This window comes from Martelella sp. FOR1707 (assembly GCF_053484265.1).
The window spans coordinates 1-25,507 of record NZ_JBAKFP010000011.1 but is presented as its reverse complement, the minus strand read 5'-3'; the positions used below and the strand labels follow the sequence as shown (position 1 = coordinate 25,507).

The window sequence follows — 25,507 nt, the reverse complement described above, 5'->3', positions numbered from 1 at the left end:
GATGTCGCTCGACTTGCCGGAGCAATTGATCTTGCCATTGCTCGATCTGTTTGGCGTGGTGGTTGAACCGTCAAGAAGGCCCGGCGATCGTCTTCCTGCCGCTGATCGCGGCCGCGAAAATGCCGCGGAAGTCTCCAGAACTAAACCATCCAGCTTTCAGGGCAGAGCACTCCCTTTCGGGTCTTTGCCCGGATATTGGAATGAGATAGCCCTTAGCGACGGACAGCATCAAGGTCTTGATGGGATTTGAACCCGCGACCCCGTCGTTTAGCAGTTGCAGCGCCCTTAAATGACTAGTTTCTGCGACAAGTTTTCCATGGAATGGGTCGGACGCGGCATGACTGTCATTCGGCGTAGCACCGGGACGCCACATACTTGTAATTTTCCAAAGACCTATCGCCGATTGGCATCGCACGCCTATGCCGACCTACACTTCAGGTGCTCTCACCTGCATGCAGTTGCAGATCCAGACATTCTGCCAGAGCCGCCTTACCATTGCCATTGGAAAGCCGCTCTATGATCAGCGCTGCAGAGCGCGTGCCAAGTTTCTCGACGTCGAAGCAAATCGCCGAAAGGCGGGGACTAAGCTCTTCCGCTAGATCGTTGTGACCAAACGTGAGAATGGCGAGCTCCTCGGGAATTCTGATGCGGCGCTGACGCGCCTCAAGCAGTACGCCGGCGCCGAGCAGATCATTGGCGCAGAAAACGGCATCGAATTTTCGTGGCGCATCGAAAATTCGATGGCAGGCCTGCCGCCCGGCATGGAGCGTGGTGATGTCGTCGATCAGGAATGTATCAACAATCTCTACGCCGAGCTCCGCTGCACGGGCTTGAAATCCCTTGAGGCGCAAAGAACCGCGTCCACCGCTGCGTCCAAGATAGGCGAGTTGGCGATACCCCCTTTCAACGAGGTGCTCAGCCGCCAGACGGCCGGCATCCGTATTGGAAATCCCGACAAGCATGTCGATGGGATCGCGCGGATAGGCCCAGCTCTCCACAACCGGAATGTCGAGTTCTTTCAGTTGCCTGCGGTGCTCTTCAAGCTCGATCACCCCTGTAAAGAAGACGGCCGCAGGCCTAAGGGCAATCAGCGAGTTGATGGCCGTGCGTTCCTGGGCATAGGAATAGGACGTCTGGCCGACCATGAGCTGATAGCCATGCTCTTCCAGCCGACGTGCGCAGGCGCGTACCGCCTGGCTATATTGTTGGCTCAGCAGATTCGAGACAAACGCCGCAACGATCGTCGAACGCCCCGATCGCAATGCAACCGCATGCGGATTCGATGCGTATCCGGTATCTCGAACAACCTGGAGGATGCGCTCGCGGGTCTTGGCGGAGACAATATCCGGTTGCCTGAGCGCGCGTGAAACCGTTACCGGGGAAACACCGGCAAGCCGGGCGACCTCCTTGATATCAGGAGGACGCCCGTTTTTTGCGCCTGAATATGCGGTGACAGCTTCGGTCTGAACCCGAACGACTTGATCGAAACTATGTTTATTCAGGTCCGTCTGATCCATCTAGTCCGCTCCCGCGAGCCCAAAAGGCTGTCATGCATTCAGTGCGACCTGGATCAGGCAATCCCCGGCCTGACTGTCGGTGTGAAGCCGGCGCGATAGAACCACGCCGGTTTCCTGGAAGTACAGGGGTTCTTCCGGCTGTTCAAGGCGCTCGAAATCGTGATACCAGCCGGCAAGGTCGCCCGCCTGAACATTATCCCCAAGCGCGACTGCCGGTTCATACCAGCCGCGCCGCGTGGCGTAGATTGCCTGACGGTGGGTCTTCAGTGCCAGCAGTTTCGTCGGTTCGGCGTCGGGCAGGCTTTCGTTCAGGACCGGTTTCTCGATAATACCCAGTTTGAGAAGAATACGGTCGATCGCGAGCGACGTCATCTTGATGGAGGTCACGGTGGCCGTCGCGCAGCCGCCGAATTCGCCGGAAATACCGATGGCCCCCGCCCGCGCGGCGGCGGCCATGGATGTCGGTGCGTCCGCGCCGTTTTCGGCGACGAATCCGTAAGGCAACCCCATCGTCGTCATCAGTTCCAGCGCATGCGCGTGACGGGCGGGATCGGCGATGTGCTCGATCAGGGCGCATCCCAGATGTTCCATCGAGGTGCCGCCCGCGTGGATGTCGAAAACGACATCGTGTGCCGGAAACAGCGTGTGCTCGAGGACATGGGCAATCCGCTGCGTCGGTGTGCCGGCGTTGTCGCCGGGAAAGGCCCGGTTGAGATTGCCGCCGTCCAGCGGCGAGCAGCGCCTGGCGGCCATGACGGCGGGTGCATTGGCAAAGGGGATAATGGTGACCGATCCGCGGATCATGTCCGGTTCCAGCAGACGCGACAGACGCGACAGCGTAATTTCACCCTCATATTCGTCGCCGTGGTTTCCGGCCATCAGCAGGAGGCTAGGGCCATCGCCGTTGCGCAGCCTGACGATCGGCACCTTGACCTGGAAATAGGGCGAGCGGTCGACCGACATCGGGACCGAAATGTAGGAGACCGATTTTCCCTCGGCCCGGAAGTCGAGATCGTGAAAGACACCAGTATGCATTTTGTGATTGTTCCTGAATTGGCCCGCCGCGATCAAAGGGCCGCGATCGCGGTCATCTCGACACGTAGGTCAGGGTCGGCGAGACGCGCCTCGTAGCAGGCGCGGGCCGGCGGGTTTTCCGGGTCGATCCAGGCATCGTAGACAGCGTTCAGGACATCGAAATCGGAGATATGCGGCAGCAGAACGGTGACGGAGACGAGTTTCGACTTGTCCGTTCCGGCGTCGGCCATCAGCTTGTCGAGCTTGGCCAGCACTTCGCGGGTCTGCTGCTCGAGCGGGGCTTTGCGATTGTCCGGGACCTGTCCGGCGATGTGAACATGCCCGCCCGAAACAACGGCCTGGCTCATGCGGGAACCGGCGTCAAAGCGCTTGATCATGGATTCATTCCTTTGCTGATTTGTCTCGAATGGGTGGAGCCGCCCTGAAACCGGGCGGCTCCGGTCACGACCTCACATCCACGGCAGGGCCGTCGCTTCGTTGAACCACTTGCTCTGAAGCGCCTGCAACTTGCCGTTCATGCGGTTGTAGAAAAGATCGGTGTTGAGCCACTGCAGCAGGTCGTGCTCGCCCTGGGCGACGGCGGCGTGGGCGGGCGACTGGCGGATCAGAAACTTCAGCGCGACGTCGCGGCCATCGGCAGCGCCGAGCGCGATTGCGCTGTTTTCGGCGAAGAAGTCGGCCTGGCCGGCAAAATAAGCCGCCATGGCGGCGGCAGTGTCGTCGAAACGGACAATGTTCGCCTCGGGTGCGTTGTCGGTCAGCCAGACATCGAGCGTGGAACCGCGCGCGACGGAAATCGACTGGCCCGCCAGGTCCTCCGCCGTCTCGAATGCAGGTGCGTCGGCCTTGCCATAGACGCCGAGCTTAACGGCGACATAGGGTGTCGTGAACATGACCTGCTGCGCGCGCTCCGGGGTGGCGCCGGCAGCGGCGATCAGAATGTCGATCTGGTCGGAAAGAAGGCTCGGAATACGGGCCGGGCCGGTGACCTCGACGAGATCGAGGTCGACGCCGAGATCGGCGGCAACCTGCTTGGCAAGTTCGATATCGAAGCCGGCCAGGTCGCCGTTCTCATCGTGGAAACCCCACGGCGCGGCATCGCCGAGAACGCCGATACGGACTTCGCCGCTGTCGAGAATGTCGTCAAGTTTGCCGGCAAATGCGCTGGTCGCCGTGGTCAGCGAGGCCGCGGCAATGGCCGCTGCGGCCATGATAGTCTTGAAATGCTTCATTATGTTCCCCTTTTTCGGGTTTGGTTGGAATGCTCAGCGGACCGAGCTGATAAAGTTCGCCAATTCCGGGGTTTGCGGATTGGCGAACAATTCTGAAGGCCGGCCCTGCTCGTGGACGCGACCGGCATGCATGAAGATGAGCTTCGAGGCGACGTTGCGCGCAAAGTTCATTTCATGGGTAACGAGGATCATGGTCATGCCCTGACTGGCCAGGTCTTCCATGACCTTCAGGACCTCGCCGACCAGCTCGGGATCGAGCGCCGAGGTCACCTCGTCGAAGAGCATCAGGTAGGGCGACATGGCCAGGCAGCGGGCAATCGCCACGCGCTGCTGCTGCCCGCCGGAAAGCTGTCCCGGATAGGCGTCGATCTTCTGTTCGAGCCCCACCTGCGCGAGCACCTTTTCCGCCAGGGCACGCGCTTCAGCCCCCTTCGCGATTTTCTTCGTCAAAATAGGAGCCAGCGTGATGTTGCGTTCCACGGTCATATGCGGAAACAGATTGAACTGCTGGAAGACGATGCCGACGTGCTCGCGCATCTTGCGCAGATCGGTCTTGTTGTGATGGACCTGCTCGCCGCCGATCCGGATGTCACCCTGGTTGATGGTCTCCAGACCGTTAATGCAACGCAGCAGTGTGGACTTCCCGGATCCTGAACGTCCGATAATGGTGACGATCTCACCCTTCTCGATGGAAAGGTCGATCCCCTTGAGGACCTCGACGTGACCGAAATTCTTGTGAACATTGGAAATGTCAACGAGCGCCATTGAGCTTGACCTCCAGAGAGCGGGACCACTGCGTGAGCGGGAAACAGACGATGAAATAGATGGCCGCGACCAGGGCGTAGCAGAGCAGCGGTTTGAAGGTGGCCGCGCTGGCGAGCTGGCCGGTGCGCGATAGTTCAACGAAGCCGACGATCGAGGCGAGCGAAGTGTTCTTGATCAGCTGCACGACGAAGCCGATCGTTGCCGGAAGCGATGTGCGAAAGGCCTGCGGGGCGACGACATGGCGGAACGTCTGCCAGCCGGTGAGGCCGAGACAGGCGCCCGCCTCGCTTTGCGCGACATGCACGGACTGGATGCCGCCGCGCCAGATCTCGCCGAGAAAGGCCGCGGTAAAAATCGTGTAGGCGACGCCGACCGATACGAGGGCCGGTACCTTGATGCCGAGAAAGACCGGCATGCCAAAATAAAAGAACACCAGAAGTCCCAGAACCGGCACGCCCTGAACGACCTGAAGCAGGCCGGTCGCGGCCAGCCGCGCGAAAGGGTTTCGGCTGGTGCACATGCGGGCGATGACCAGCGCCAGCGGCGCGCCGAAGAACAGGGCGACGGCAACCAGGATCGCGGTCCATTGCAGGCCGGACAGCATGGTATAGAAGTCGGAGATGGTAAATCCGCGCATGGGGCTCTCCTATCGTCCGTTCGGCCAGCGGAAGGCCAGGCGGCCTATCACGGCGAAAATGATGCGGAAGACGATGACCAGTGCGAAATAGATGCCGCACATCACCAGATAGGTCTCGAACGACCGGTAAGTGCGGCTGTCGACGAAGGAGGCGACGTGGAACAGCTCGGGAGCTGAAACCTGAGACGCAACGGAGGTCCCGAGAAACAAAAGCACGATCTGGCTGGTGAGCGAAGGATAGATGTTGCGCAACGCCGGCGGCAGGATGACATGGTAGAAAACCTGCCATCCGGTGAGGCCGAGACATTGACCTGCCTCACGCTGGCTTTTCGGGATCGATGCCAGCCCACCGCGGATAATCTCGGTGGAATAGGCTCCCATGTTGAGCGACAGCGCAATGCTGGCCGCGTAAAAGGGTGGAAACTTCAGACCCGCATAGGGCAGAACGAAGAAGATCAGAAACAGCTGGATAAGAACCGGCGTGTTGCGGATGGCTTCGACGTAGGATCGCACCACCAAGCGAACCGCAGTGTGCCGGTTGGACGAGAGCACGGCACAGACAAGGCCGATGATGAGTCCCGCGGCAACTGCGACAAGGGTCAAAAGCAGGGTGACCTGGACGCCACGGATGAAATCATCCTCATATCGCCACAGCTGACGGAAATTCAAGTTGGGCATAGGTTCACTCGGTTATCCGAAATAGGTCGGGTAGACGGAGGAGAGCACGCCGTCCGCCCGGTGGCCGAAAACCAGCCTCCAGCGATCAAAACAGGTGCAAGGGTGAGAAATGCCGAAGGCGACGATGTCGCCAACATCGAGTTTGCTATGCGGATCGAGTGTCACGAAAGCGTGCTGATCGTTGAGCTTCGTCACCCGCATATCTTGCGGAGCGATATAAAGGCTCTGGTCATTCCGCCAGACCGAAAGCGGTACGGGCAGGTCCTGATCATAGGAGACATCTCTCATGCCCATACCGCAGATGGCAAGGCCAGGTTCGGGTCGCGAGAGAACTTCGGCCCAGACCGTCAATGCCGGCGAAAAGCTCTCGCCTGCGGGCTTGCCGGTGACGCGGGCAAAGCCGCCGCGCTCGTCGAGTGCCTTCAAGGCTCGCTGATAGACGCCGTGATCGTGGAAGTAGATCGCGCCGGAGCGAAGCAGAATTCGCGCATTGCCGTCGCGATCGGCGGCGGGCTTCAGGGCATCGACCACCATGTCAAAATAGGACGAACCACCGGCGGAAAGGATAAGCGGTTGATCGGGAAGCGCTTCGCGCAGGCGGACAAAAGCAGCAAGCGCAAGCTCAAATAGAGAAGCGAAGGATGCTCGCGTTTCGGCGACGGTCGCCTTCGCGGCAGCGCCTTCATAGGTCGCGATGCCGACAATGGAGACCGACGGTAACCCAATTGCTGCCAAGAGAATCGAATTGACGGCTTCCATATCGCGGGCCCCTGCACGCGCCGACCCTACTTCAATCAGGATCTCAACGGGCCGCGCCTGCGCCTTGCCGACCTCGGAGACAGCCTCAAGGCTCGCGACGGAATCGACAAAAAAGCAGAACTCAGTTTGCGGATATTCACCGGCCAAGGCTGCAAAACGCTTGCCAGCCGCCAGCCCTCCGATTTCATTGGCGACCAGAATGCGCCTGACGCCATGGGCGGCAAGGACGGCTGCCTGCTGGTAACTTGCAACCGAAAGGCCCCAAGCGCCCAGGGAAACCAAGCGTCGGGCGAGATCCGGTGACATCGGAGTTTTTGCGTGGGGAGCCAGAAGCACGTCCGCCTTGTCGGCATAGTCGAACATTGCCCTGCAATTGCCGTCGAAGGCATCTTCATCGAGGGTCATTGTTGGCAAAGGCATGGTGCCGGATTGGGGGCGAAGACGGGGAGCTTCAATGGCGTCCTGTCTCACGGAGACAGGGGCGGCAAGGCCCCTGAAATAACTGATAGACATCGCTGTTCCTTGTTTATGACAACGTTTTCATAAAGGATTACATCCGATGAAAACGTTGTCAATGGTGTTTGGTTGAGCATTAAGAGTTTCCATGCCACGAAGCCTGGGGCCCTTCAAAGGGCCCTTGGGCATTTTGCTACCGAGTTCGGATATTGTCGTCATTCCTGGGGAAGGTATGCCAGGGGATAACTGGGGCGGCGCCGACTGTACCTTTTACCATGGCGACAAAACCATCGCGAACGCGACGAAGGTTGTTATCGATCAGCCTAAGTATTCCGGCTCCGGCCCAAACCATAATTGGACAATGCGCGCAACGGATAGGGGACGGCTTTGGCTCATCATAGCGCGCGTAAAGGACGTGACGATGAGACAGAAATACGGTCAGAAGAAACCGACGGCAGACAAGGCGATCAACGGTATCCGTCGGGCCACCCGCAAAACCTATTCTGCGGAAAAAAGAGCCGCATTGTGCTCGAAGGCCTGCGCGGCGAGGACAATGCGGCGTTCGAGGAAGACCGCAAACAGATCGACTGAAGGCCCGGAGGCTCCCGCGGGATTTTTCGATGCCTGATCTGTTTTGGCGCAGTGTCGCCGACGTCGGTTAGCGCCACCGCCTGCTAAAGCCGTGCAAACCATGTCGCAATCGACGGAAAGGCGACAATCAGGGCGAGCGAGACCAGCATGGCGCCGACGAAGGGCATGGTGCCCCTGAAGATATCCGAGACCTTCAGCGATCGGTCCTCGACGGCGGTCTTGATGATGTAGACCGACAGGCCGAAGGGCGGCGTCAGCAGCCCGACCTCCACGGCCACCACCGTCAGCACCCCGAACCAGATCAGATCGAACCCGGCGGCCTCTGCGACCGGCAGCGCAATCGGCAGCAGGATCAGCATGATCGAGATAGAATCGATCAGACAGCCAAGCGCGATGATCAGCAGCAGATAGAGCAGCAGCCATTCGCGAGATCTTCCGCGATCGGCACATCAAGACCGGTCGCAACCATCTTGTTACGAGCAAGAACAGATGACTGCCGGCGGGACGATCGGTCTCACTCAAAGCCGACGGCAAAACGCCCGACCATGCCAGAGGCCGCAGCCCCGCCCCTCACGGATCGGGCGCGGCCGTAATGTTCATTTCCAGATAATCCTTCGACCAGAGCTCCAGCTCATCGAGGATCGGCTTGAGCGCACGGCCGTGAACGCTTAGCGAATATTCGACCTTGGGCGGCACCTGGGGATAGACCTTGCGGTCCACGATCCGAAAGTCCTCAAGATCACGCAGCTGTTTGGTCAGCATGCGCTGGGTGATGCCGGGCATGGCGCGGTGCAGTTCGCCGAACCGCATGGTGCGTCGGCACAGACACCACAGTATCATCCCCTTCCACTTGCCGCCAATGATGCCCAGCGCCGTTTCGGTCGGGCAGAACAGCTGCTTTTCGTCAAAAGGTGCCGCCATGCCGCGCTCCTTACTTACATTTTTGTCTATATAGGCCATTTCTGTGCATTCTTGCAGCTTTTGCATGCAAGGGCTAGCCAGTCTTCATTCACAACAGAAGGCCGGAAAAACCATGACCACTCATCTTCCCGTTCACCCTGCGCTGCTGCCGGGCGTGCTTCAGCATCTCCAGCTTGCCAATCGCTATGTCGTTGCTCCCATGTCGCGGGCCAGCGCTACCGACGACGGTGTTCCGACCGAAGCGATGGCGCTCTACTATGCCGGTTTCGCAAAAGGCGGCTTCGGCCTCGTCATCGCCGAGGGGGCCTATACCGATTTCCGGTTCGCCCAGGCCTACGGCAACCAGCCCGGCCTGTGCAGCGATGCCCATCAAGCCGGATGGCGGCGGATCGTGGAGGCGGTGCATAACGAAGGCGGCAAGATCATTCTTCAGTTGATCCATGCCGGCGCCGTGTCGCAGGCCGTCGATGCGCCGCATGCGCCGTCGGCCGTGCGTCCCATGGGCAACATGCTTGAAGGCTATGGTCCCAACCGAGGGCCTTATGGCACGCCCGAAGAACTGAGCACGCAGGACATAAGTGACATCAAGGCCGGTTTTGTTCAGGCTGCCGAGCGGGCGCAATCCGCCGGCTTCGACGGCGTGGAGGTGCACTGCGCAAACGGCTATCTTCTCGACCAGTTCCTGACGCCGGAAACCAATCTGCGCGAGAGCCCCTATGGCGGAACAATCCAGAACCGGATCCGCCTCACCACAGAGATCATCACCGAGATCCGCGCCGCGACCGGAGAGCATTTCCTGACCGGCGTCCGCCTGTCGCAGGCAAAGGCCACCCATCCCGATTACTTCTGGCATGGCGGACTGGATGACGCGACGCAGATATTCCGGGCCGTCGCAGAAGCCGGCGCGGAGTTCATCCACCTCGCCAGCGAAATAAAGGGCTACGCATATCACAGCTTCACGCCCGACGGGGAAAGCCTGACGCGGCTTGCCCGTGACCTGACCGGACTCCCTGTCATCGCCAATGGCGGCCTGCACGACCCGGCGCTGGCCCGCGATGTGCTACAAAAAGGCGAGGCCGACTTCCTGGCCATTGGCAAGGCGGCGATGATGAACCCGGACCTTCCCGATCGCATTGCCAGCGGCAGACCGGCGGATGCCTTTACCTACGCGCTGTTCTCACATGGCGTGTCGATCGAAGGTCAGGCCCGGTGGCAAGCAAGCCTGAACGACACCGGCGGCGTTAACGCGTGAGATCACAGGCGGGGCGCGCTGCGCCCCGTCCAGGCGCCTCACCTGCCGCCGGAGACCGCCAGCAAATAGGCCTCGATGGCGGTCACCACCCGCTCGGAAAGCCCCTCTTCCGGCAGGACGCCCTCGCCGGCGGCATTCACCAGCCCACGCCCGATGATGACGGCGGTGAGAAGGTCCGCGCGGGCGAGCGTGCCGAAGCGACGCGCGAGCAGACCGGCGGAGATCATCGCGATGTCCTCCGCCATCTCGGCCGCCTCCGCGCCGAGCGGAAACGACTGCTCGATGTGTTCCAGCGCCGAGGCCAGCTTCGGACGCGCAAACTGGTGGCGGATGGAGGCCGCGACCATCGCCCTGAGGGCGCCCTCGCCGACATCCTCGACAGCACGCAGCTCCGCCAGCAGCATCTCGCGCTCGCGGCGGATGAGGGCCACCAGGATCGCATGCTTGTCGGGAAAGTATTGATACAGCGTCCCGATGCTGACCCCGGCCCGTTCGGCGATCCGGTTGGTGTTGAGCGCATCCGGATTCTCACTCTCCAGAATGCGAGCCGCGGCTTCGACGATCGCTGCGCAGGTTTCTTTCGCGCGGCGCTGCGTCGGCGTTTTCCTGGGCTGCGGCGCGGAGGATGTCATGAAAACCCGATGCGAGTTGAGAAGCTGAGCAATTGCTTGGATATTACAGCCATCCCTCGTTGTGGCAACCCGAAAGACCAAAACCATGACTGAAGATGACCAACGCTACAGACCCCTCACCCTGTTCCTGCTGGTGCGCGCCCTGCCCGCCTGGCTCGCCCTGCCCAGGCAGCAGCGCCGGGAGATTGCCGCGACCGCAGAACCCTCATCCGGCATCCGTTTGCGCCAGTTCGATTGCGAAGCGTTCTCCGCGATGTGTTCCGACATCTGGATGCTGACGGCCGCCTCCGCCGGGGCCCTGAACACCGCCATGGAACGGCTGCGCGACACCGTGCTGTTCGCGCACCCGTATTTCGAGTTCGTCGCCATTCTTCCTGCCATCGAAGATGGCTGGCAAGCGTTCGAGGCCAGGGAGGTGCTCAATGACTAGCCTCCGCCCCGTCATATTCACCAACGCAAGTCGCGGTATCGACCTTGATCTGGCACGCCAAGGTGAGCCCGTCCCCGCGAACCAAAGCCCTATCTGCAAATTTTCCATATCATTCAAAACACTAGATGATTTATTGCTCGCTGAAATACGCGCTATCGCAATGATACGTGTGGGTTTGGATCCACGCCTCCGCTTAGGAGACGACATCAAAGCGGTCGCGACCGCTAAGGCAGTAACTCAGTTTCGATCCACGCCCCCGCATAGGAGGCGACCTCATCAACCCCGCACCGAATGAGCCCGCCAAGGCGTTTCGATCCACGTCTCCGCACGGGAGGCGACGATGGCGCAAGCCGAGGAGCGGCGGCAGCTTGAGTTTCGATCCACGCCTCCGCGTGGGAGGCGACTTGCGCGGATCGAACGTCACGCCCCAATCGTTGATGTTTCGATCCACGCCTCCGCGTGGGAAGCGACGCTGCGCTCGGCTCGTCAGCAACGGCGAGCACATGGTTTCGATCCACGCCTCCGCGTGGGAGGCGACTAGACGAAGGGCCAGACGCGGGAAGCCTGTCACATGTTTCGATCCACGCCTCCGCGTGGGAGGCGACGCGCCGACACGCCGCATGCGGCCGTCACCTTCATGTTTCGATCCACGCCTCCGCGTGGGAGGCGACATCCACCAGATCAGCGCCGCCGCGATCCGTTCAATGTTTCGATCCACGCCTCCGCGTGGGAGGCGACTCCACAGCTTCACGAAATTCGGTTCTTCGTCAAAGTTTCGATCCAGGCCTCCGCGTGGGAGGCGACATCGCTGCGATACAGACCGCCATTCGCGAATTGGAGTTTCGATCCACGCCTCCGCGTGGGAGGCGACCAAGCAAGGCCCAAGCGAGTACATCAAGGCGATGGTTTCGATCCACGCCTCCGCGTGGGAGGCGACGCGAAATCTCTGTGAAGTCGCGCCGGGCATCGATGTTTCGATCCACGCCTCCGCGTGGGAGGCGACCCGACCGCGCCGACGATCGGGTCGACCCCGATGCCGTTTCGATCCACGCCTCCGCGTGGGAGGCGACTCGCGAAGATCACTGACGGCCGCCCCTGCACCATGGTTTCGATCCACGCCTCCGCGTGGGAGGCGACACACCCGCCACACGGCGGCGACCCGCGTCTTGAGTTTCGATCCACGCCTCCGCGTGGGAGGCGACTGGTCGAGCACGATCAGCGGAGTCTTTCCGTTTTTGTTTCGATCCACGCCTCCGCGTGGGAGGCGACCAGCCGCAGTCGATATCATCGGATATCCATGCCTGTTTCGATCCACGCCTCCGCGTGGGAGGCGACGACGACGTCGAGGCCGCGCGCAAGGCGTATCTGGAGTTTCGATCCACGCCTCCGCGTGGGAGGCGACCAGAACCCGGCGCGCGGCATCGAAAAGACTTACAAGTTTCGATCCACGCCTCCGCGTGGGAGGCGACTGGGTGATGATAAGCGGTTCATATGTCTGAGGAAAGCAGGGGATTCGCGCGAAGCTTTGCTTACCGAAAAGCCGGTGGATACCGCTTTTTAGTAGAGGTGAGAACAACATCAACAAATCCAAATAGCTGACGGAAGTGCGAAACCTCCGGCGTTTTTCGGCACGCTTGCGGTTCGCACAGCCCGCAACCTGCCCGGATGAATGCGGAATTCTCAGATCATCAAGGGGCCGTTGAGATCGACCGCCGGCTTGGCGCCGACATGCTCCACGCGCCTTTGCCAGTTGGCGCCAAGATAGTAGTAGCGCAGACTGTCCATCTCGGGCTTGATGATGCCTTCAAGCCGCGCCTTGAGCTTTGTCCACTGGGCCGGATCAACCTCGATCTCGAAGACGGAATATTGCACTCTCTGGCCAAAATCCCGGCAGGCCTTTGCAACGGCGCGCAAGCGTGCGGCGCCGTTTTCCTCGCTCACACGCACATCATAGGTCACCAGAACCAGCATGTCGCCTCCTCATTTCCAGAACCAGGGCGGATAGGCATCGAGATCGCCGCGCAGGTGGCGCGACAGCAGTTGCGCCTGGAGATGGGCAACGAGCCCGAGCGGCGCTTTTTCGCCAAGAAAGGCATGTTCGCGTTCCACCTTCTTGCGCTCCTGCCACGCGGCGATCACCGTTTTTCGGGCATCATCCTTCATCACGACCGCACCGCCATCGCGCGTTTCAAAATCGGCAGCGCGCAACTGGCGCCGGTTGAACAGGGAAAGCGCCAGCCTGTCAGCAAGAACCGGCCGCAACTCCTCCATCAGATCGAGCGCAAGACTCGGCCGGCCGGGGCGTTCGCGGTGCAGAAACCCGACGGCGGGATCGAGCCCGACCGTCTCCAGCGCTGACCGGCAGTCATGCACCAGCAGCGTGTACAGAAAGGACAGGAGCGCGTTGACGGGATCAAGCGGTGGCCGGCGTGACCGACCGCGCCAACAGATTTCAGGATCCGGCGCGCGTATCAGATGATCGAACACGGAAAAATAGAGGTTGGCCGCCTCGCCTTCCAAGCCGCGCAGCCCGTCCACCGTGTGATCGGAAAGCTCGACGCGCCGGGCGATCCGCGAAAGCCTAGCCGCGGTTTCCTCAAGTGCTGCACGGATTTCCGGCGGATACTCGCCGCCATAATCGCGCAACGAGCGCATCAGCACCGCGCGCTGGTTTGCCACCTTGCCAACAACGATGGAGCGCACGACCTCCAGCGGTTGATCGCTGGCGCGATATTGCGCCCGGCGCAACAGCACGTTGCCGCTGACCGGCCCTTCCAGCCGCGCCTGAAGCTTGCCGCTACGGGACAGAAAGGTGAGCGTGATGCCGGCCTCCGCCAATGCTCCCATCAGCGGCGGCGAGCAATAGACTGCGCCGAAGGCGACGACGCCGGAGAGCATATGCAACGGAACGCGGCCCCGCTCCTCGCCCTCGATCGTCGCCACCAGGTTCTCCCCGTCCTTGGAAAGCGCGGCGCCTTCGGTCAGGGCATAGAACGTGTTCAGCAGCTTTCTCATGGCCCGGCCCCGTCTTCAGCCACAAGCGCTGCAACCTGCCGGCTGCGCCACGCGCGCACGGGACGACCGAAAGCATCCGGCCGACAGATTTCGACAAGCGAGCAGGCCCGGCAGCGCGTTCGCCTGTCGGTCGGCGGCGGCGTCTGCCCGGACGCAAGCATGGCCGCGAATGCGGCAATCGTTTCCTCCGTGAGGGCCCGCAACTCATCATCAAAAGGCACCACAACGCGCCGCCTGGTCTCGCCGTAAAACAACGCCCCTTCGGGTACCTGCCGCCCGGTCATTTCCTCAAGGCACAGCGCCTGGGCGCACAGCTGCACTTCATCGGCGCGGTGCAGCTTGGCCTTGCCGCGCTTGTATTCCACAGGAAAGGCGGTTTCGCCGCCGTCAGCGGAAAGCTGGAACTCCACCATATCGGCAATGCCGGCAATATTGAGCCGGGCTGATGCAACCGGCAGCGCCATGAGACGGCGGAGCCCGCGCGCTTTACGCTTTCCGCCCTTGTCCGCAACGGCGTGGAGCACATCGCCCTCCGCCGTGAACCGATTGTCCGCCCAGACCCGCTCCAGATGGATGAGCGCCGCCTGACGTAGACAATAGACCGCATGCTGGAGCGCGGAGATGGGCATCGGCTCGCCCGCGGCCGCCGGCTCCGCCGCCATGGCTCAGAGCCTCTCGATGATTTCGACACCGTCCGGCAGGTTTTCGCGGTCGATCTCGATGATGTAATCGCCAAAGGCGCGGGCGGGCGGATAGTTGTCGAGGCGATCATCCAGCGGCTTGAACCCGCCGCCGATATTGCGGCCGATCCTGACGCGCTCGAACAGAGCATGGGCGGGCGCGTTGCCAAGCGCATTCTCATGCCTGAACACGATCAGCTTGCGAGTTGCCATCTCGCCCCGCGCGGCCGAGCGGTCATGCTCGAACATATTGGCGATCGCTTCGAACAGAAGCTCCAGATCGTTCTCGGAAAAGCCGGTGCGTTCGGCGAATTTCGCCGAGATGAAGCCGTGGGCAACGTAGAGCCCGTAGGGAACGATATATTTGCGGCCCATGGTGCGGTTGTCGGTGCGATCCGGGCTGTCATCGCCCTCCGCCTTCTGTTTCAACTCCGCCGCATTGGTCGCCGCCATGCGGGTGATGGAGATCTCCAGCGGCATGATCGGCTCGACGGAGGAAGCAAAGCTCATCTGCACCGGGCCCTTCACCTGGCCGCAATTGATGCCCGTCGACATGACCGCGCCGAAGCAGCGCACATCGAAGAAGTTAGCGCACATGAATCCCGTCAGCGCCCTGGCCTCGGCATCGTCCTTCGGGTTCAGCTTTGCCGCCTTGTCCACCTTCGGATCATCGGTGTAGATCGACTTGTAGGCTTGGCGATGCTTCTCGTTCAGGATCGCCCCCTCCTCCACATAGATGTGGAAGCCGTCCTCGCCATGACGGGCGAGATCGACATAGTTGCGGATCTTGCGCTTCAGCGAGACATCGGTGACAAGCCCCCTGTTGGTTTCTGGGTCAAGACGGGGCAGGTTGCCGGCATCCGGATCGCCGTTGGGATTGCCGTTCCTGACCTCGAAGATCACGGTAAAATCATGGCGGTTGGCAAGGACGGTCATTCTTCAGTCTCCCCCTGGGTCACGGTGTGCTCGGTCTTGGGTTTGAAAAAATCGCTGTGCTGATGATGGTAGCCGAGGCCGAAAAGCGCCTGCTCGCGCGCGGAAAGCGATGGCGGATAAGGATCGGCATTCGGGTCCATTCGGTCCATGATTTCCTCCTGAAGTTTCTTCAGATTGTATTCGCGTCCCGGATTTGCCTTGCGCGCCTTGGCAAGGTGATTTGCGGAATTGCTTTCCAAAAGGGCAAAGACCTTGCGCGGCTGGGCGGAAGCCGAGCCATAGAACTTGTCACGGATGGTGGCATTGACCCTGCCGCCAAGCGCTGCGCGCTGCATCTCCTCGTAGACGGCAAACAGCCGCCCCAGCAGATACCCCCTGTCTGCATTTTCCGGATCAAGCGCCACCGGAACCTCCTTCATGTTGAAATTGCGGACGAGAAGCGCTTTCAGAATGCCGACGCGCAACGCGTTGACATCGCCATCGGCGCGGATGCGCGTCAAAACCGCCGCCATGAGCGACAGCGGGTAGTGGGTGCCGGACAGAATGGCGCGCATCCATTCGCCGGCCAGATTGGGCTGGACATTCTCGCTCTTGCCGAGAACCGCTGTTTCCCGGAGATAGCGCCACAGCGGCGGGAAACCGCCGCGCGGCGGCGGCTCCACCCGCATATCGGCAAGGTAGCGCTGATAATTCTCCGTCAGCGCGCCGAACGTATCGGAAAAGAAGAAGCGCACGGAAAGCCGGGCGGCGTTCGGCGAGAGCCCCAGCACAAAGAACCTGACGCCATCGGCCAGTTCCGGATCGGCGGCGGTAAGGCTCTGTCCGCTGCGGATGCGCTTCAAGGTGATCCCGATCTTGCGGGTTTCCGCCCGGTCGTCGTCCGCACCCGCCTCCTCTTCGGCAGGCGGGTCGACAAACATCGTGAACAGACTTTCCGCCGCCTCCGCCCGGCTCAAATCCGCGCAATCGGCCCAGAACACGGTCGAGGCATCGCCGATCTGGACGCGGTGGCCGTTATCACGTTCTAGGAAATGGTTGAGGACGGCGGTGTATTTGAATGCAGCCGCATCCGAAACGGGAGCGTTATCTCCCTGCTCATGGCCATAGGAGGTAAACGCATCGAGATTGAAGGACACGATGGCCGCGCCGGAAGACTGCGCACCCCATACCCCCTTGATGGAGGGATGAAGCCGCGCCGGCGGCAGGTTCTCACCGGTGACGAGGCAAATCTGGTTCGCGGCATCCGCCGCTGCCGAAAGCCGCGCCCAGAGCGACTTCGCCTCAGGTCTGTCATGAAGGTAGACATTTCCCCGCCGCTCGCTTTCCAGCGCGAAAATCACATTCTGGTCCTTCATATCCTCCGGCCAGCCCAGCGCGGCGAATTGCTCCGGCGACCAGCCTTGCAGAAACGATCGCAGGGCTTTCAGCCCGACATCGTCCGTCGCGCCGAAATCCGTCAGATGCCGTGCGACAAATGCGGCATGCTCTTCTGCGGTGCGCCTGCCCTCGCCGGCGGTCACGCCCAGAACATAGGAAGTCTTGTCCCAGAGAAAATTGGGCGCGATGCCGGCCGTCCGCTTGACCGGTTGCGGGACGAGCATCGACCGGGGTTGCAGCTTTCGGCCCTCGCCGGTTCTCAGGTCGCTGACATTGGCGACAGAACCATCCTCGTTCAGTGAAATCACGAACCCGATCTTCTGATACGAATAGCCGATCGGCGGGGCATCCGGCAGCCGGTCATAGGCGGTTACCAGCGAGCTCAAGATCGTCATCGCCTGACCTCCGGCGAGCCGGGCGGCGGCACCTTCACAACGCCGTCCTTCAGCACGGCGCGGAAGAACAGCGACGGTCGTCCCGGCGCCTGATGATCGATATCGTAGAGCATGAAGCCGAGGTCACGCGCGGTTCCGAAACCGAGGCTTTCGGTCTGGGACTCTGCAGCGGCTTGCGGCGTCGGGCTGTCCGGTTCGATCAAGGCGAAGGCGGCAGAGAATTCGCGCGTGCCGAGGCACGGCTGGTTGAAGCATTGTCCGCGCCGGGCACGGCGATTGAAGGTATCGAGATGCTTGGCGTCATTGTCATCCGGCCCTGCCCGTCTGGTCAGCTCGAAATGGGCTTCGATCACATAGGCGGGCCGCACCAGAACGGTGGCCGCGCGCTGCTGCCGGTCCTCGTCAACCAGAAGGCTGAGGCCTTCCAGATCGCCACGCCGCATCGCCGACCTGATCTTTCCGGCGGGCGCCTTGTGGCCAACCTCATTGCGGCGGATCGACTGGAACCGGATCGGCTCAAGCACGTGAATGGCATCGATGACCCAACGGATCGCTGGCTTCCAGTGGATCGCCTCCAGAATGCCGCGCGCCGCCGATGGCGTCATCACATCGTAGGAAACCCGCTCCACCTTCATCTCCGGGCGGGTGAAGCAGCCATACTCCCCCCAAACCTTCAATCGAACTCCGTATGCCATGCGCCCCCACAGTCCGTTACTCCGCGCCTTGCAGCGCAATCACACCATCATATCTTCCGTCGCCAGGTCGTCCGCAGCCTCCCAAAGCAGCCCGGCCTCCGGCGTATAAAGCGACTCCTTCTTCAACACCGCGAACTGGTCGCCCCGCAGATCGGGCCGCTCGAACCCGGCATGGCCATTCGCAATCAGCAAGTTTCGCACGTTGGGCGGCACCTGGACAATGTATGATTGCAACAAACGCGCAATTCGGCCAGAGGAAATATCCGCGACGCCGAGATTCCCGATCGCCTCTCGCGCCTTGTCATCATAGGGGATCACCACCGGCGCCATGCCGCTCTCGATCATCCGGAATTTGTCCGCGACCGTGCGATAGGCGAAATCGGAGCCCGAGCGAGTGACGCTGAAATCGTCGAGAATGCTTTCGCCATCCAGACCACCCTCGCCCGCCCGCCAATAGACCTCGCCGAAATAGTCCTCGATCGCGGCGAGCGACAGCAGGTCGTCATGTCTGTCGATCATCCGCTTCATATCGCCGATCAACCCCTTTATCTCCGCCGGCGGCTTGTGGCCGGCCGGCGTGAACACCGTGACGATGCTGTCTTCGCGCGGCTGGCCGCCCTCACGATTGCAACGGCCCGCCGCCTGCACGATCTGGTCCAGCCCCGCCTCGGCCCGCAAGACGCGCGGAAAATCGATATCGACGCCCGCCTCCACCAGGCAAGTGGCAATGACGCGGCAGGGCTTTTGGTCCTCCAGCCGTGCCTTGACCTCCGCAAGAATCACGCGACGGTGGGCCGCGCATTGCCGTGTCGTCAGGTGAATGAGATCGGAAATTCCGGCAGCCTCGGCCGCGCGAAACAGTTCCAGCGCATGGCGGCGGCTGTTCACGATGACAAGAACCCGTTGGCCGGTGCGAAGCTCGTTGATCAGCGCCGCATCATCCATCACGCCCGCATGGCGGATCGTGGCGCGGGCAAGCGTTTCGGCCAGACCGTGCGGGTTCGGCGCAAGCTCGCGACCCTCCAGCGCCAGCCCCTGCGGAAATTCCGGGCGGCGCGCCAAAGCCGGCTGGGTGGCGGTGCAGAGCACGATGGAGCAGCCATATTGCTCTGCCAGCGCCTCCAGCACGCGCATGACCGGCAGCAGGTACTTGCGCGGCAGCGTCTGCGCCTCGTCAAGTATGATGATCGAGCCGGCGATATTGTGCAGCTTGCGGGCACGCGACGTCCTGGCTGCAAACAGGCTTTCGAACAATTGCACATTTGTGGTGACGATGACGGGCGCTGCCCAGTCCTCCATGGCAAGCTTCAGCTTGTCCGCCTGTTCACGCCCCTCGCCGCCTCGGCCCCGCGCCTTCTCCTCCTCGATGGAGGCGTGATGTTCCAGAATGAATGCCTCGCCGTCCCGCTCCAGAACCTGTGAGAAAATGCTTGCCGTCTGCTCGATGATCGATGTGTAGGGAATGGCGTAGATGATGCGCCGGTGGCCGTGAGCGAGCGCGTGCTCAAGAGCGAAACCAAGGGAAGCCAGCGTCTTGCCGCCGCCGGTCGGCACGGTCAGCGTGAACAGGCCCGGTTTCTCTGTTGCCTGCCCGACCACATGCCGCAGCACCTTGTGACGCAGCCGGTTGAGATCACTTTCCCGTCCATCTGAAAGCTTCGCCATATGGGCTTCGTGGCGCGCCTTCAGTTCTGGTAGCAGAGCCTGAAGCGCCGGCCAGTCGCGATCGGCGCTCTTGCCCTCGACCTGATGATAGAAGGCCTCGGTATCCCTGGAATCCGCATCCACAAGACAGGAGAAGATCATCCGCCCCATCAGCGCCCAGGCAAAGGCGAACTTCTGTTTGCTGTGCGGATCCTGACCTTTCGGGAAGCGGCTCATTAAATCAAGCGGCGCCAGATCCGCAGGGAGTGGCCCCAGTTCCTTCCGCCACGCGAGATCGATCTCTGGTGCATTGCCGATACGCCAGTCATAGCAGGCATCGGTTTCGTTGCGGCGATCGGGCAGGCCGGCATGATGTCCCAGAATGGCATAGGCGATGAATTCAGCCATCTGTTGGTCCATTCCACCCGTGACATCCAGAAGCGCCTTTCCGCCGGCCGTCGAATGGTCCACCCTCACATCGACGCCCGCAAGCCTTCGCTGGAAAGCCGCGCTGTATTTGCCGAGGTCGTGAAACAGGCCGGCCGCGAAGCAGGCGCGCTCCAGCCCGAGAGGCGCGCCCATCTTGCCCGCCAGCAGCGCCACGGCGTGGAGGTGCTCCGCCAGCCCCTGCCACTCCTCAATCCCCCGTTCTGGCACGGAATGGGCATAATACGCCTTGGTCATGCTCGCTCGCTCCCCTCCGCTCGCTTCCGCCGGCGCTGCGAACGCCATAGTCGTCCGCAGCGAAGATACCGTTGACAGAGCTTGAGCGAAAGGCAGACCTGCAACCAGAATCCGGATGAGACTTGATCCGACCATGGTGAGGGATCTGGCGCTGGCGAGCGGCTGATGTGCTTGGTGTTCTCTTGAAACCCCACGAAACGAACGGCCAGCAAAGCGCCTTCAGGGAATATCTACCGCTTGGAATGCAAGCCGGTTCCTAACCCATGTGACCGAAGTACGATTTTCGAGCGACGAACATACGCAACCTCATTCCTCCTCGCCCTCGACCACGGCCGCCATTGCCTCCTCCTGCACGGCAGCCCTGCTGAGCAACCCGGCATCCTCGAGCGCCTCGATATCAGGCAGATCGCGAAGCGTTTCCATGCCGAAGGCGGAGAGGAAGTGTTTCGTCGTGACATAGGTATAGGGCGCGCCGGGCGTCGGGCTGCGGGGGCCGGAGGCGATGAGGGCGGCGTTGCGCAGCGACGCGATCGTGTCGCGGCTGACCTCCTTGCCGAAGATCTTTGAGAGTTCAGCGCGGGTGATGGGCTGGAAATAGCCGACGGCCATCAGCACCATGGATTCGAACTCGGAGAGCGCTGACACACCGCCCCGGGTTGGCGCGGCCGAGGCACGGATGGCGTCGGCATAGGCGGGGCGGCTGCGGTGCTGCCAGCCGCCGGCGACGGGGACAATCTCGTAGGGGCGGCCGGTGAGCTCGTCGCGGAGATCGTCGATCAGCAGGTCGATGCTGCAGTCCTTGCCGACGACGCGGGAAAGCGTCTCGCGGGTGACCGGTTCGGCGGCGGCGAAAATCACGGCCTCGACGCGCAGCATCCATTCGCGCCAGCGCAGATCGGGCGGGAACTGATCCAGTTCACGATCAAAGAGCCGTTCGCCTCCCGCCTTTTCGTCTTCGGCATTCGCTTTCTTGCGGCGGGACGGCCTGTTATTTGCTGCTCCCGCCATCGTCACAACCCATAAATCCGGAACGACGACCGACCCGACAATTCGCGCACGGCGCCTAAACCTTCGAGCCGTTCGAACAGGCGGGAGGCGGCCCAACGTGAGAGATTGCTGCCGGGTGCACTCGCCGGCATGGCGTCCTCCTCCAGCAGTTTCTGGATCACAGGCGCCGCGCCCTTGGTCCGCACCTTCGGCGCGACGGCCACAAGAACATCGGCCCGGCGCGCAATCGCATCCGCCGCGCGCAATGCGGCCCCTGCCCCGTCAGAGAGTGCCAGGCAGACCGCACGAGCGAAAGCCGGCTCGCTCGACCGCACGCGTTTCCTGCCGCCGATAGATCTAAACGCCGGGCCATAACGTTCAGCCATCAGCAGCGGCACGGAGCGGTCCCACTTCAGCAAAGCTGCGATCATCATGTCGGCCATGGCCCGGGCCAGCGGCTCGGCATCCGGGCGGATGGCGAGGACCGCGGTCACAAAGTCGGCCACAACGAAGGGAACGGCGCGGCCGGACTGAAGCGCTGTATCCGCGCGTACCGGGATAGAAGCAAGCTGGTCGTCAAAGGCGATCCCCATCAGCTCGGCGAGATCGGCAACCTGTTTTGGAGAAAAGCCGGGTTTTCGGGCGGCGAGCCTTTTGTAGGCCAAAAACATCTTTCCGGCGGGGCCTGGATCGTCGCCGGCGGCGGTGAGCAGAACGGCATCGCGCAGCGCCGCGTCATCCTCGGTACGGCCGGTCAGGCGGACGGCGGCGGCGGCGCATTTCAGGGCCTGCCGCTCACGCCAGCAACCGGCCCATGCCGGTTCGGCGCGGACGAGATCATCCAGCGATTTCAGAGCGATACCGGCGGAGAAGGCGGCATCGGCTTCGCTCAATTCGGGGCTGCGCGGGCGGGCCCAAGCTGGCAAGGGCGCGGTGGTCGCGGCGGTTCTGGCGGATGGTGTGGCGAGCGAATCCATGGCGTCAACGCTAACCGAAACGAGCGGTTTATACCAGCCTGAAAGAATTAAACTGCACAGCTTGTCTTATGTATATTATGATTGATAATCTTGCATTATCGTTCATAATGCTCATTATAGAGAAAACCACCATTTTGAGGCCCTCAATGCCCGAAAAAGACGACGATCCGCACGACAGCCCGTCTCTCGGCACGAGCGCCGCTTATGAAGTGCAGCCGGCGGGGACGTCGGGCGCGCTGACGGGCCATCTCGCGCCGCTGGTCGAACGCGCCCGCGGTTACGTCGACCCTCGCGTTCGGCCAATACAAGGCGCGCCTATGCCGCCGACTGGGCGCATTTTTCGAGCTGGTGCCGGCGCAAGGGGCTTGCGCCCCTTCCCCCCGATCCGCAAACCGTCGGGCTCTACATCACGGCGCTTGCCGCAGGCGAAGCCGCGCCACGGGCCAAGCCGAACGCGGTCTCCACCATCGAGCGGCGGCTGTCGGCGATCGCGTGGAATTATGCGCAGCGCGGCCTCACAATCGATCGCCGCGACCGCCATATCGCCACCGTGCTTGCCGGCATCCGCAATCGCCATGCCGCGCCCCCGCGTCAGAAGGAGGCGATCCTGCCCGAGGAGCTGATCGCCATGGTGGAAACGCTTGACCGCGGTACGCTCCGGGGCCTGCGCGATCGCGCCATGCTGCTGGTGGGGTTTGCCGGCGGGTTGCGACGCTCGGAAATCGTCGCGCTCGATTGCGGCCGCGACCAGACGGAAGACGGCAACGGCTGGATCGAAATCCTCGACAAGGGGATGCTGGTAACGCTGCGCGGCAAGACTGGTTGGCGTGAGGTGGAAATTGGCCGCGGCTCCTCCGATCTCACCTGCCGGTCGCAGCCGTCGAAACCTGGCTGAAACTTGGCAGGATCGGTCACGGCCCCCTCTTCCGCCGGGTCACCGGCAAGGGCAAGGCCGTCGGCCCCGAACGGCTGAAGGATCAGGAGATCGCCCGCCTCATCAAGAAGACCGTGCTTGCCGCCGGCATTCGCGGCGAACTGTCCGAGGCCGAACGGAAAAAACTGTTCTCCGGACACTCCTTGAGAGCGGGCCTCGCCTCCTCGGCCGAGGTCGACGAGCGCTATGTCCAGAAACAGCTCGGCCATGCGTCGGCCGAAATGACTCGCCGCTATCAGCGCAGGCGTGACCGGTTCAGGGTTAATCTCACCAAGGCTGCGGGGTTGTAGGCTGCTCTGTTCAAGAGTTCCATAACGAGATCATATCCAGCGTAGGCGGCACTCCGAACATATTGAGGTTTGGAGGTACCGCGGAAGAAGCGCGTTGATTTCACTGCTTGACCAGCCGTCATCGTGCGCGCTGGGACCATCAATCCGGAACCGCTGATCAGCGCGCATCGGCCTGGACAATGGTCGCCTTCTGCTCACGCCTGCAACAAAGGCATTTCAACCCGGCACAGACTGAAACGGATCGTGCACCGGAACACCAAGCGGCGCGAAATGGCGGATATTGCGGGTGAGGATCGTCAGCCCGTGGGCTTTTGCCGTCGCCGCGATGGCTATATCGGCGAAGCCGGGCTGGTGGGCGCGGGCCGCGTCCATGATCTCGCCGGCTGCATGGGCGCAGCGAAGATCGAAGGGCAGAATCTTTTGTCCGTAGAGATATTCGATGCTCTGCCACCACGCCTGCAAACTTTCAGCCTTCGTTTTCGATTGCTCCCGTTCGGCCTTTGTAATGCCGGCATGAACCTCGGCAGCCGTAACGGCCGACAGGAAAAGAGAGTCGCTTGCGCGATCAAGCCAGTCGATCAATGCTGTCTCACGACGATGTTTCGAGGGCGCGAGCGCTGACATGACATTGGTATCGACAAGATACATTAGAACGCCACGGTCCTGCCTGGCTTGTCACTGCGCTCGGTAAGCGTGTCTTCATCGCTAGGATAGGCAGCCAGAAGCCGGCCGAAACTGGGTACATGCGCGAGTTTTTCGTATTCCTCATAGGACAAGACGACCACTTCCCTGCGCCCGCGCCGCGTGATCACCGACGGCGTGCCATGCACGGCCTGATCGACAACAGCAGAAAACGTTGCCTTGGCATCTCTGAGCTGAATTTCCCTCATCATCGCAATCCTGTTTTCGTAACCACTGTAGTCATATATAGTTCGTCATCAGCGTTCTCACAAGCGACGCTCCCGTTGATCATCACCGGGGCCTCTTCAATGATCGGGCCAGCGCCGGCGAGACGGAGAGCCCGTCATCGTGATCGCCCTTGCCTGTCGTGTCGTCAGCAGAACTTGGCGTCTGCGTGGCCTTTCCGGCCTCGATCCTTGCCCTGAGCAGCGCCATGACCATCGGCCAGACCGAGAATTGCCCGTCGCGGGCCCTTTCCGTCAGGTTGCGCAGATAACCGCCGGGGCTGACGACGGCTTCGCCGCGCTGATAGATCGCGGCAAGGGTGATTGCGGCCTGTTTGTCGCCCATGACCTCGGCCGCCTCGCGCCAGGCGCTGGGGCTGACCCCCAGCATCGGCCGCGCGATTTCGGTGACGCTCAAGAAGTCCCGCCAGTTGCGGATAGCCCCTCCCTTGGCCAGGTCCCGCCAGCCCTCGCAGGCATCCAGCACCAGTGCCAGCGGCAATTCGCGCTTCGGCAGACTGTGCAGGTTGTCGGTTTCGTCGGCGCTGCCGCGCGCTTCTGATTTATTTCTGGAGCCATATTCAGATTCAAATTGAGAGTCTGGGTTTGAATTCTGTTTGTGGCGCTCAGCATGAGACTCATTGGCGTTCTTATTTTGTGAATTCACGTGCAATTCCAATGTGTCACGCACCTCCTCATGCAGGAGCGAAAGCGCGTCGCAGATATCCTCTGCCGTTGCCAGATCCGGCGTGCGCGGCAATCGGTCGATGATCCCGCGATAGACCTGGCTGATCCGTGACCAGTCGCCGGCAACGCCCTCTTCCAGCCCGGCCTCGATCATCTTGACGATATCCCGGCGCAGCAGCGTCAGCCGTTCACGCGCGCATTTGAGCGCGCGGCGCTCTTCGGCGATTCTCTCGGCCATCACCGCAAACTCGGCCGCCCGCGCAACGAGCGGCGACAGGTCGAAGCCATAGGCCTGCTCCACCTGCCCTCCCCTACCCTTCCTTGCGAAGCGCTTGCCGTTCGGGCTGTCGCGACGGATGATCAGGCCGCATTCGACCAGGACCGCCAGATGACGGC

General features: G+C 61.8%; 27 protein-coding genes, 1 pseudogene and 1 CRISPR repeat array. Of the genes and pseudogenes, 5 read left to right on the top strand and 23 right to left on the bottom strand.

Going from position 1 to position 25,507, the window contains the following annotated elements; genetic code table 11:
- Position 1: 1 nt before the first annotated feature.
- Complete coding sequence (locus tag V6765_RS23280) at positions 2 to 250, top strand: hypothetical protein (protein ID WP_448432993.1); 249 nt, start codon at positions 2 to 4, stop codon at positions 248 to 250.
- A 184-nt stretch (positions 251 to 434) separates the two neighbouring features.
- Here V6765_RS23280 and V6765_RS23275 read toward each other — a convergent pair whose 3' ends face one another.
- The 8 genes from V6765_RS23275 to V6765_RS23240 form a co-directional block, all read right to left on the bottom strand.
- Positions 435 to 1,517 (bottom strand): LacI family DNA-binding transcriptional regulator, encoded by a 1,083-nt coding sequence (locus V6765_RS23275; protein ID WP_448432992.1) that lies wholly within the window; start codon positions 1,515 to 1,517, stop codon positions 435 to 437.
- A 30-nt stretch (positions 1,518 to 1,547) separates the two neighbouring features.
- Positions 1,548 to 2,552 carry a succinylglutamate desuccinylase/aspartoacylase family protein gene (locus V6765_RS23270; protein ID WP_448432991.1) on the bottom strand — a complete coding sequence of 335 codons (1,005 nt, stop codon included), beginning with the start codon at positions 2,550 to 2,552 and terminating at the stop codon, positions 1,548 to 1,550.
- A 32-nt stretch (positions 2,553 to 2,584) separates the two neighbouring features.
- Positions 2,585 to 2,929, bottom strand: a complete 345-nt coding sequence (locus V6765_RS23265; protein WP_448432990.1) for a RidA family protein — start codon at positions 2,927 to 2,929, stop codon at positions 2,585 to 2,587.
- 72 nt (positions 2,930 to 3,001) lie between these two features.
- On the bottom strand, positions 3,002 to 3,784 hold the full coding sequence (locus tag V6765_RS23260; RefSeq protein WP_448432989.1) for a transporter substrate-binding domain-containing protein: 783 nt from the start codon (positions 3,782 to 3,784) through the stop codon (positions 3,002 to 3,004).
- A 33-nt stretch (positions 3,785 to 3,817) separates the two neighbouring features.
- Positions 3,818 to 4,549 (bottom strand): amino acid ABC transporter ATP-binding protein, encoded by a 732-nt coding sequence (locus V6765_RS23255; protein ID WP_448432988.1) that lies wholly within the window; start codon positions 4,547 to 4,549, stop codon positions 3,818 to 3,820.
- Positions 4,536 to 5,186 carry an amino acid ABC transporter permease gene (locus tag V6765_RS23250; RefSeq protein WP_448432987.1) on the bottom strand — a complete coding sequence of 217 codons (651 nt, stop codon included), beginning with the start codon at positions 5,184 to 5,186 and terminating at the stop codon, positions 4,536 to 4,538. The genes V6765_RS23255 and V6765_RS23250 overlap by 14 nt, the downstream gene beginning before the upstream one ends.
- A 9-nt stretch (positions 5,187 to 5,195) precedes the next feature.
- Complete coding sequence (locus V6765_RS23245; protein WP_448432986.1) at positions 5,196 to 5,864, bottom strand: amino acid ABC transporter permease; 669 nt, start codon at positions 5,862 to 5,864, stop codon at positions 5,196 to 5,198.
- Positions 5,865 to 5,876: 12 nt separating this feature from the next.
- The gene (locus V6765_RS23240; RefSeq protein WP_448432985.1) at positions 5,877 to 7,028 is read right to left on the bottom strand and encodes an alanine racemase; all 1,152 of its coding nucleotides are present in this window, start codon (positions 7,026 to 7,028) and stop codon (positions 5,877 to 5,879) included.
- A gap of 438 nt (positions 7,029 to 7,466) precedes the next feature.
- Between V6765_RS23240 and V6765_RS23235 the strand changes: the two genes are divergently transcribed.
- Positions 7,467 to 7,670, top strand: coding sequence for a hypothetical protein (locus V6765_RS23235; protein WP_448432984.1), 204 nt, complete (start codon positions 7,467 to 7,469; stop codon positions 7,668 to 7,670).
- 83 nt (positions 7,671 to 7,753) lie between these two features.
- Here the strand turns inward: V6765_RS23235 and V6765_RS23230 are convergent, their stop codons facing one another.
- Positions 7,754 to 8,086, bottom strand: a complete 333-nt coding sequence (locus V6765_RS23230; RefSeq protein ID WP_448433022.1) for a TRAP transporter large permease subunit — start codon at positions 8,084 to 8,086, stop codon at positions 7,754 to 7,756.
- A 154-nt stretch (positions 8,087 to 8,240) separates the two neighbouring features.
- The gene (locus V6765_RS23225; RefSeq protein WP_448432983.1) at positions 8,241 to 8,591 is read right to left on the bottom strand and encodes a winged helix-turn-helix transcriptional regulator; all 351 of its coding nucleotides are present in this window, start codon (positions 8,589 to 8,591) and stop codon (positions 8,241 to 8,243) included.
- Between the two features lie 112 nt (positions 8,592 to 8,703).
- Here V6765_RS23225 and V6765_RS23220 point away from each other — a divergent pair, with 112 nt between their 5' ends.
- Positions 8,704 to 9,843: an oxidoreductase gene (locus V6765_RS23220; protein ID WP_448432982.1), complete on the top strand. Its 1,140-nt coding sequence runs from the start codon at positions 8,704 to 8,706 to the stop codon at positions 9,841 to 9,843.
- Positions 9,844 to 9,881: 38 nt separating this feature from the next.
- On the opposite strand, the gene V6765_RS23215 is transcribed toward V6765_RS23220, so the two are convergent.
- Positions 9,882 to 10,475: a TetR/AcrR family transcriptional regulator gene (locus V6765_RS23215; RefSeq protein ID WP_448432981.1), complete on the bottom strand. Its 594-nt coding sequence runs from the start codon at positions 10,473 to 10,475 to the stop codon at positions 9,882 to 9,884.
- Positions 10,476 to 10,560: 85 nt separating this feature from the next.
- Here V6765_RS23215 and V6765_RS23210 point away from each other — a divergent pair, with 85 nt between their 5' ends.
- Positions 10,561 to 10,905, top strand: a complete 345-nt coding sequence (locus V6765_RS23210) for a darcynin family protein (RefSeq protein ID WP_448432980.1) — start codon at positions 10,561 to 10,563, stop codon at positions 10,903 to 10,905.
- A 173-nt stretch (positions 10,906 to 11,078) separates the two neighbouring features.
- Positions 11,079 to 12,374: direct repeats of the CRISPR family, unit length 32 nt; unit sequence GTTTCGATCCACGCCTCCGCGTGGGAGGCGAC.
- Positions 12,375 to 12,585: 211 nt separating this feature from the next.
- Here V6765_RS23210 and cas2 read toward each other — a convergent pair.
- The 9 genes from cas2 to V6765_RS23165 form a co-directional block, all read right to left on the bottom strand.
- Positions 12,586 to 12,876, bottom strand: a complete 291-nt coding sequence (cas2, locus tag V6765_RS23205) for a CRISPR-associated endonuclease Cas2 (protein ID WP_448432979.1) — start codon at positions 12,874 to 12,876, stop codon at positions 12,586 to 12,588.
- 9 nt (positions 12,877 to 12,885) lie between these two features.
- On the bottom strand, positions 12,886 to 13,920 hold the full coding sequence (cas1c, locus tag V6765_RS23200) for a type I-C CRISPR-associated endonuclease Cas1c (protein WP_448432978.1): 1,035 nt from the start codon (positions 13,918 to 13,920) through the stop codon (positions 12,886 to 12,888).
- Positions 13,917 to 14,582 carry a CRISPR-associated protein Cas4 gene (gene cas4, locus V6765_RS23195; protein WP_448432977.1) on the bottom strand — a complete coding sequence of 222 codons (666 nt, stop codon included), beginning with the start codon at positions 14,580 to 14,582 and terminating at the stop codon, positions 13,917 to 13,919. The genes cas1c and cas4 overlap by 4 nt, the downstream gene beginning before the upstream one ends.
- 3 nt (positions 14,583 to 14,585) lie before the next feature.
- Positions 14,586 to 15,536 carry a type I-C CRISPR-associated protein Cas7/Csd2 gene (gene cas7c / locus V6765_RS23190; protein ID WP_448432976.1) on the bottom strand — a complete coding sequence of 317 codons (951 nt, stop codon included), beginning with the start codon at positions 15,534 to 15,536 and terminating at the stop codon, positions 14,586 to 14,588.
- A complete protein-coding gene (gene cas8c, locus V6765_RS23185; protein ID WP_448432975.1) occupies positions 15,533 to 17,308 on the bottom strand; it encodes a type I-C CRISPR-associated protein Cas8c/Csd1 in 1,776 nt (591 codons plus the stop codon). The genes cas7c and cas8c overlap by 4 nt, the downstream gene beginning before the upstream one ends.
- On the bottom strand, positions 17,305 to 17,985 hold the full coding sequence (gene cas5c / locus V6765_RS23180) for a type I-C CRISPR-associated protein Cas5c (RefSeq protein ID WP_448432974.1): 681 nt from the start codon (positions 17,983 to 17,985) through the stop codon (positions 17,305 to 17,307). Before cas5c ends, cas8c begins: the two co-directional genes overlap by 4 nt.
- Positions 17,986 to 18,042: 57 nt before the next feature.
- A complete protein-coding gene (gene cas3 / locus V6765_RS23175) occupies positions 18,043 to 20,331 on the bottom strand; it encodes a CRISPR-associated helicase Cas3' (RefSeq protein WP_448432973.1) in 2,289 nt (762 codons plus the stop codon).
- Positions 20,332 to 20,637: 306 nt separating this feature from the next.
- Positions 20,638 to 21,339 carry an SMC-Scp complex subunit ScpB gene (scpB, locus tag V6765_RS23170; protein WP_448432972.1) on the bottom strand — a complete coding sequence of 234 codons (702 nt, stop codon included), beginning with the start codon at positions 21,337 to 21,339 and terminating at the stop codon, positions 20,638 to 20,640.
- A gap of 2 nt (positions 21,340 to 21,341) precedes the next feature.
- The gene (locus V6765_RS23165; protein ID WP_448432971.1) at positions 21,342 to 22,295 is read right to left on the bottom strand and encodes a DUF1403 family protein; all 954 of its coding nucleotides are present in this window, start codon (positions 22,293 to 22,295) and stop codon (positions 21,342 to 21,344) included.
- Between the two features lie 146 nt (positions 22,296 to 22,441).
- Here V6765_RS23165 and V6765_RS23160 point away from each other — a divergent pair.
- Positions 22,442 to 23,519: pseudogene (locus tag V6765_RS23160) on the top strand (tyrosine-type recombinase/integrase).
- 216 nt (positions 23,520 to 23,735) lie between these two features.
- Here V6765_RS23160 and V6765_RS23155 read toward each other — a convergent pair.
- From V6765_RS23155 to repC, 3 genes are all read right to left on the bottom strand, one after another.
- Positions 23,736 to 24,167, bottom strand: coding sequence for a PIN domain-containing protein (locus tag V6765_RS23155; RefSeq protein WP_448432970.1), 432 nt, complete (start codon positions 24,165 to 24,167; stop codon positions 23,736 to 23,738).
- On the bottom strand, positions 24,167 to 24,409 hold the full coding sequence (locus V6765_RS23150) for a type II toxin-antitoxin system Phd/YefM family antitoxin (protein WP_448432969.1): 243 nt from the start codon (positions 24,407 to 24,409) through the stop codon (positions 24,167 to 24,169). Before V6765_RS23150 ends, V6765_RS23155 begins: the two co-directional genes overlap by 1 nt.
- 82 nt (positions 24,410 to 24,491) lie before the next feature.
- Positions 24,492 to 25,507, bottom strand: a 1,016-nt coding sequence (repC, locus tag V6765_RS23145; protein WP_448432968.1) for a plasmid replication protein RepC, incomplete at its 5' end; no start/stop codon positions are given.

Excerpts from the sequence above, each read along its gene's own strand:
- V6765_RS23220 (WP_448432982.1), top strand. The coding sequence starts at position 8,704 with ATGACCACTCATCTTCCCGTTCACCCTGCGCTGCTGCCGGGCGTGCTT.
- cas7c (WP_448432976.1), bottom strand. The coding sequence starts at position 15,536 with ATGACCGTCCTTGCCAACCGCCATGATTTTACCGTGATCTTCGAGGTC.
- V6765_RS23255 (WP_448432988.1), bottom strand. The coding sequence starts at position 4,549 with ATGGCGCTCGTTGACATTTCCAATGTTCACAAGAATTTCGGTCACGTC.
- V6765_RS23275 (WP_448432992.1), bottom strand. The coding sequence starts at position 1,517 with ATGGATCAGACGGACCTGAATAAACATAGTTTCGATCAAGTCGTTCGG.
- V6765_RS23155 (WP_448432970.1), bottom strand. The coding sequence starts at position 24,167 with ATGTATCTTGTCGATACCAATGTCATGTCAGCGCTCGCGCCCTCGAAA.
- V6765_RS23240 (WP_448432985.1), bottom strand. The coding sequence starts at position 7,028 with ATGACCCTCGATGAAGATGCCTTCGACGGCAATTGCAGGGCAATGTTC.
- cas8c (WP_448432975.1), bottom strand. The coding sequence starts at position 17,308 with ATGACGATCTTGAGCTCGCTGGTAACCGCCTATGACCGGCTGCCGGAT.
- V6765_RS23225 (WP_448432983.1), bottom strand. The coding sequence starts at position 8,591 with ATGGCGGCACCTTTTGACGAAAAGCAGCTGTTCTGCCCGACCGAAACG.
- V6765_RS23260 (WP_448432989.1), bottom strand. The coding sequence starts at position 3,784 with ATGAAGCATTTCAAGACTATCATGGCCGCAGCGGCCATTGCCGCGGCC.
- cas4 (WP_448432977.1), bottom strand. The coding sequence starts at position 14,582 with ATGGCGGCGGAGCCGGCGGCCGCGGGCGAGCCGATGCCCATCTCCGCG.
- cas2 (WP_448432979.1), bottom strand. The coding sequence starts at position 12,876 with ATGCTGGTTCTGGTGACCTATGATGTGCGTGTGAGCGAGGAAAACGGC.
- scpB (WP_448432972.1), bottom strand. The coding sequence starts at position 21,339 with ATGGCGGGAGCAGCAAATAACAGGCCGTCCCGCCGCAAGAAAGCGAAT.
- cas1c (WP_448432978.1), bottom strand. The coding sequence starts at position 13,920 with ATGAGAAAGCTGCTGAACACGTTCTATGCCCTGACCGAAGGCGCCGCG.
- V6765_RS23150 (WP_448432969.1), bottom strand. The coding sequence starts at position 24,409 with ATGAGGGAAATTCAGCTCAGAGATGCCAAGGCAACGTTTTCTGCTGTT.
- V6765_RS23215 (WP_448432981.1), bottom strand. The coding sequence starts at position 10,475 with ATGACATCCTCCGCGCCGCAGCCCAGGAAAACGCCGACGCAGCGCCGC.
- V6765_RS23280 (WP_448432993.1), top strand. The coding sequence starts at position 2 with ATGTCGCTCGACTTGCCGGAGCAATTGATCTTGCCATTGCTCGATCTG.
- V6765_RS23210 (WP_448432980.1), top strand. The coding sequence starts at position 10,561 with ATGACTGAAGATGACCAACGCTACAGACCCCTCACCCTGTTCCTGCTG.
- V6765_RS23165 (WP_448432971.1), bottom strand. The coding sequence starts at position 22,295 with ATGGATTCGCTCGCCACACCATCCGCCAGAACCGCCGCGACCACCGCG.
- V6765_RS23245 (WP_448432986.1), bottom strand. The coding sequence starts at position 5,864 with ATGCCCAACTTGAATTTCCGTCAGCTGTGGCGATATGAGGATGATTTC.
- V6765_RS23265 (WP_448432990.1), bottom strand. The coding sequence starts at position 2,929 with ATGATCAAGCGCTTTGACGCCGGTTCCCGCATGAGCCAGGCCGTTGTT.
- V6765_RS23250 (WP_448432987.1), bottom strand. The coding sequence starts at position 5,186 with ATGCGCGGATTTACCATCTCCGACTTCTATACCATGCTGTCCGGCCTG.
- V6765_RS23270 (WP_448432991.1), bottom strand. The coding sequence starts at position 2,552 with ATGCATACTGGTGTCTTTCACGATCTCGACTTCCGGGCCGAGGGAAAA.
- cas3 (WP_448432973.1), bottom strand. The coding sequence starts at position 20,331 with ATGACCAAGGCGTATTATGCCCATTCCGTGCCAGAACGGGGGATTGAG.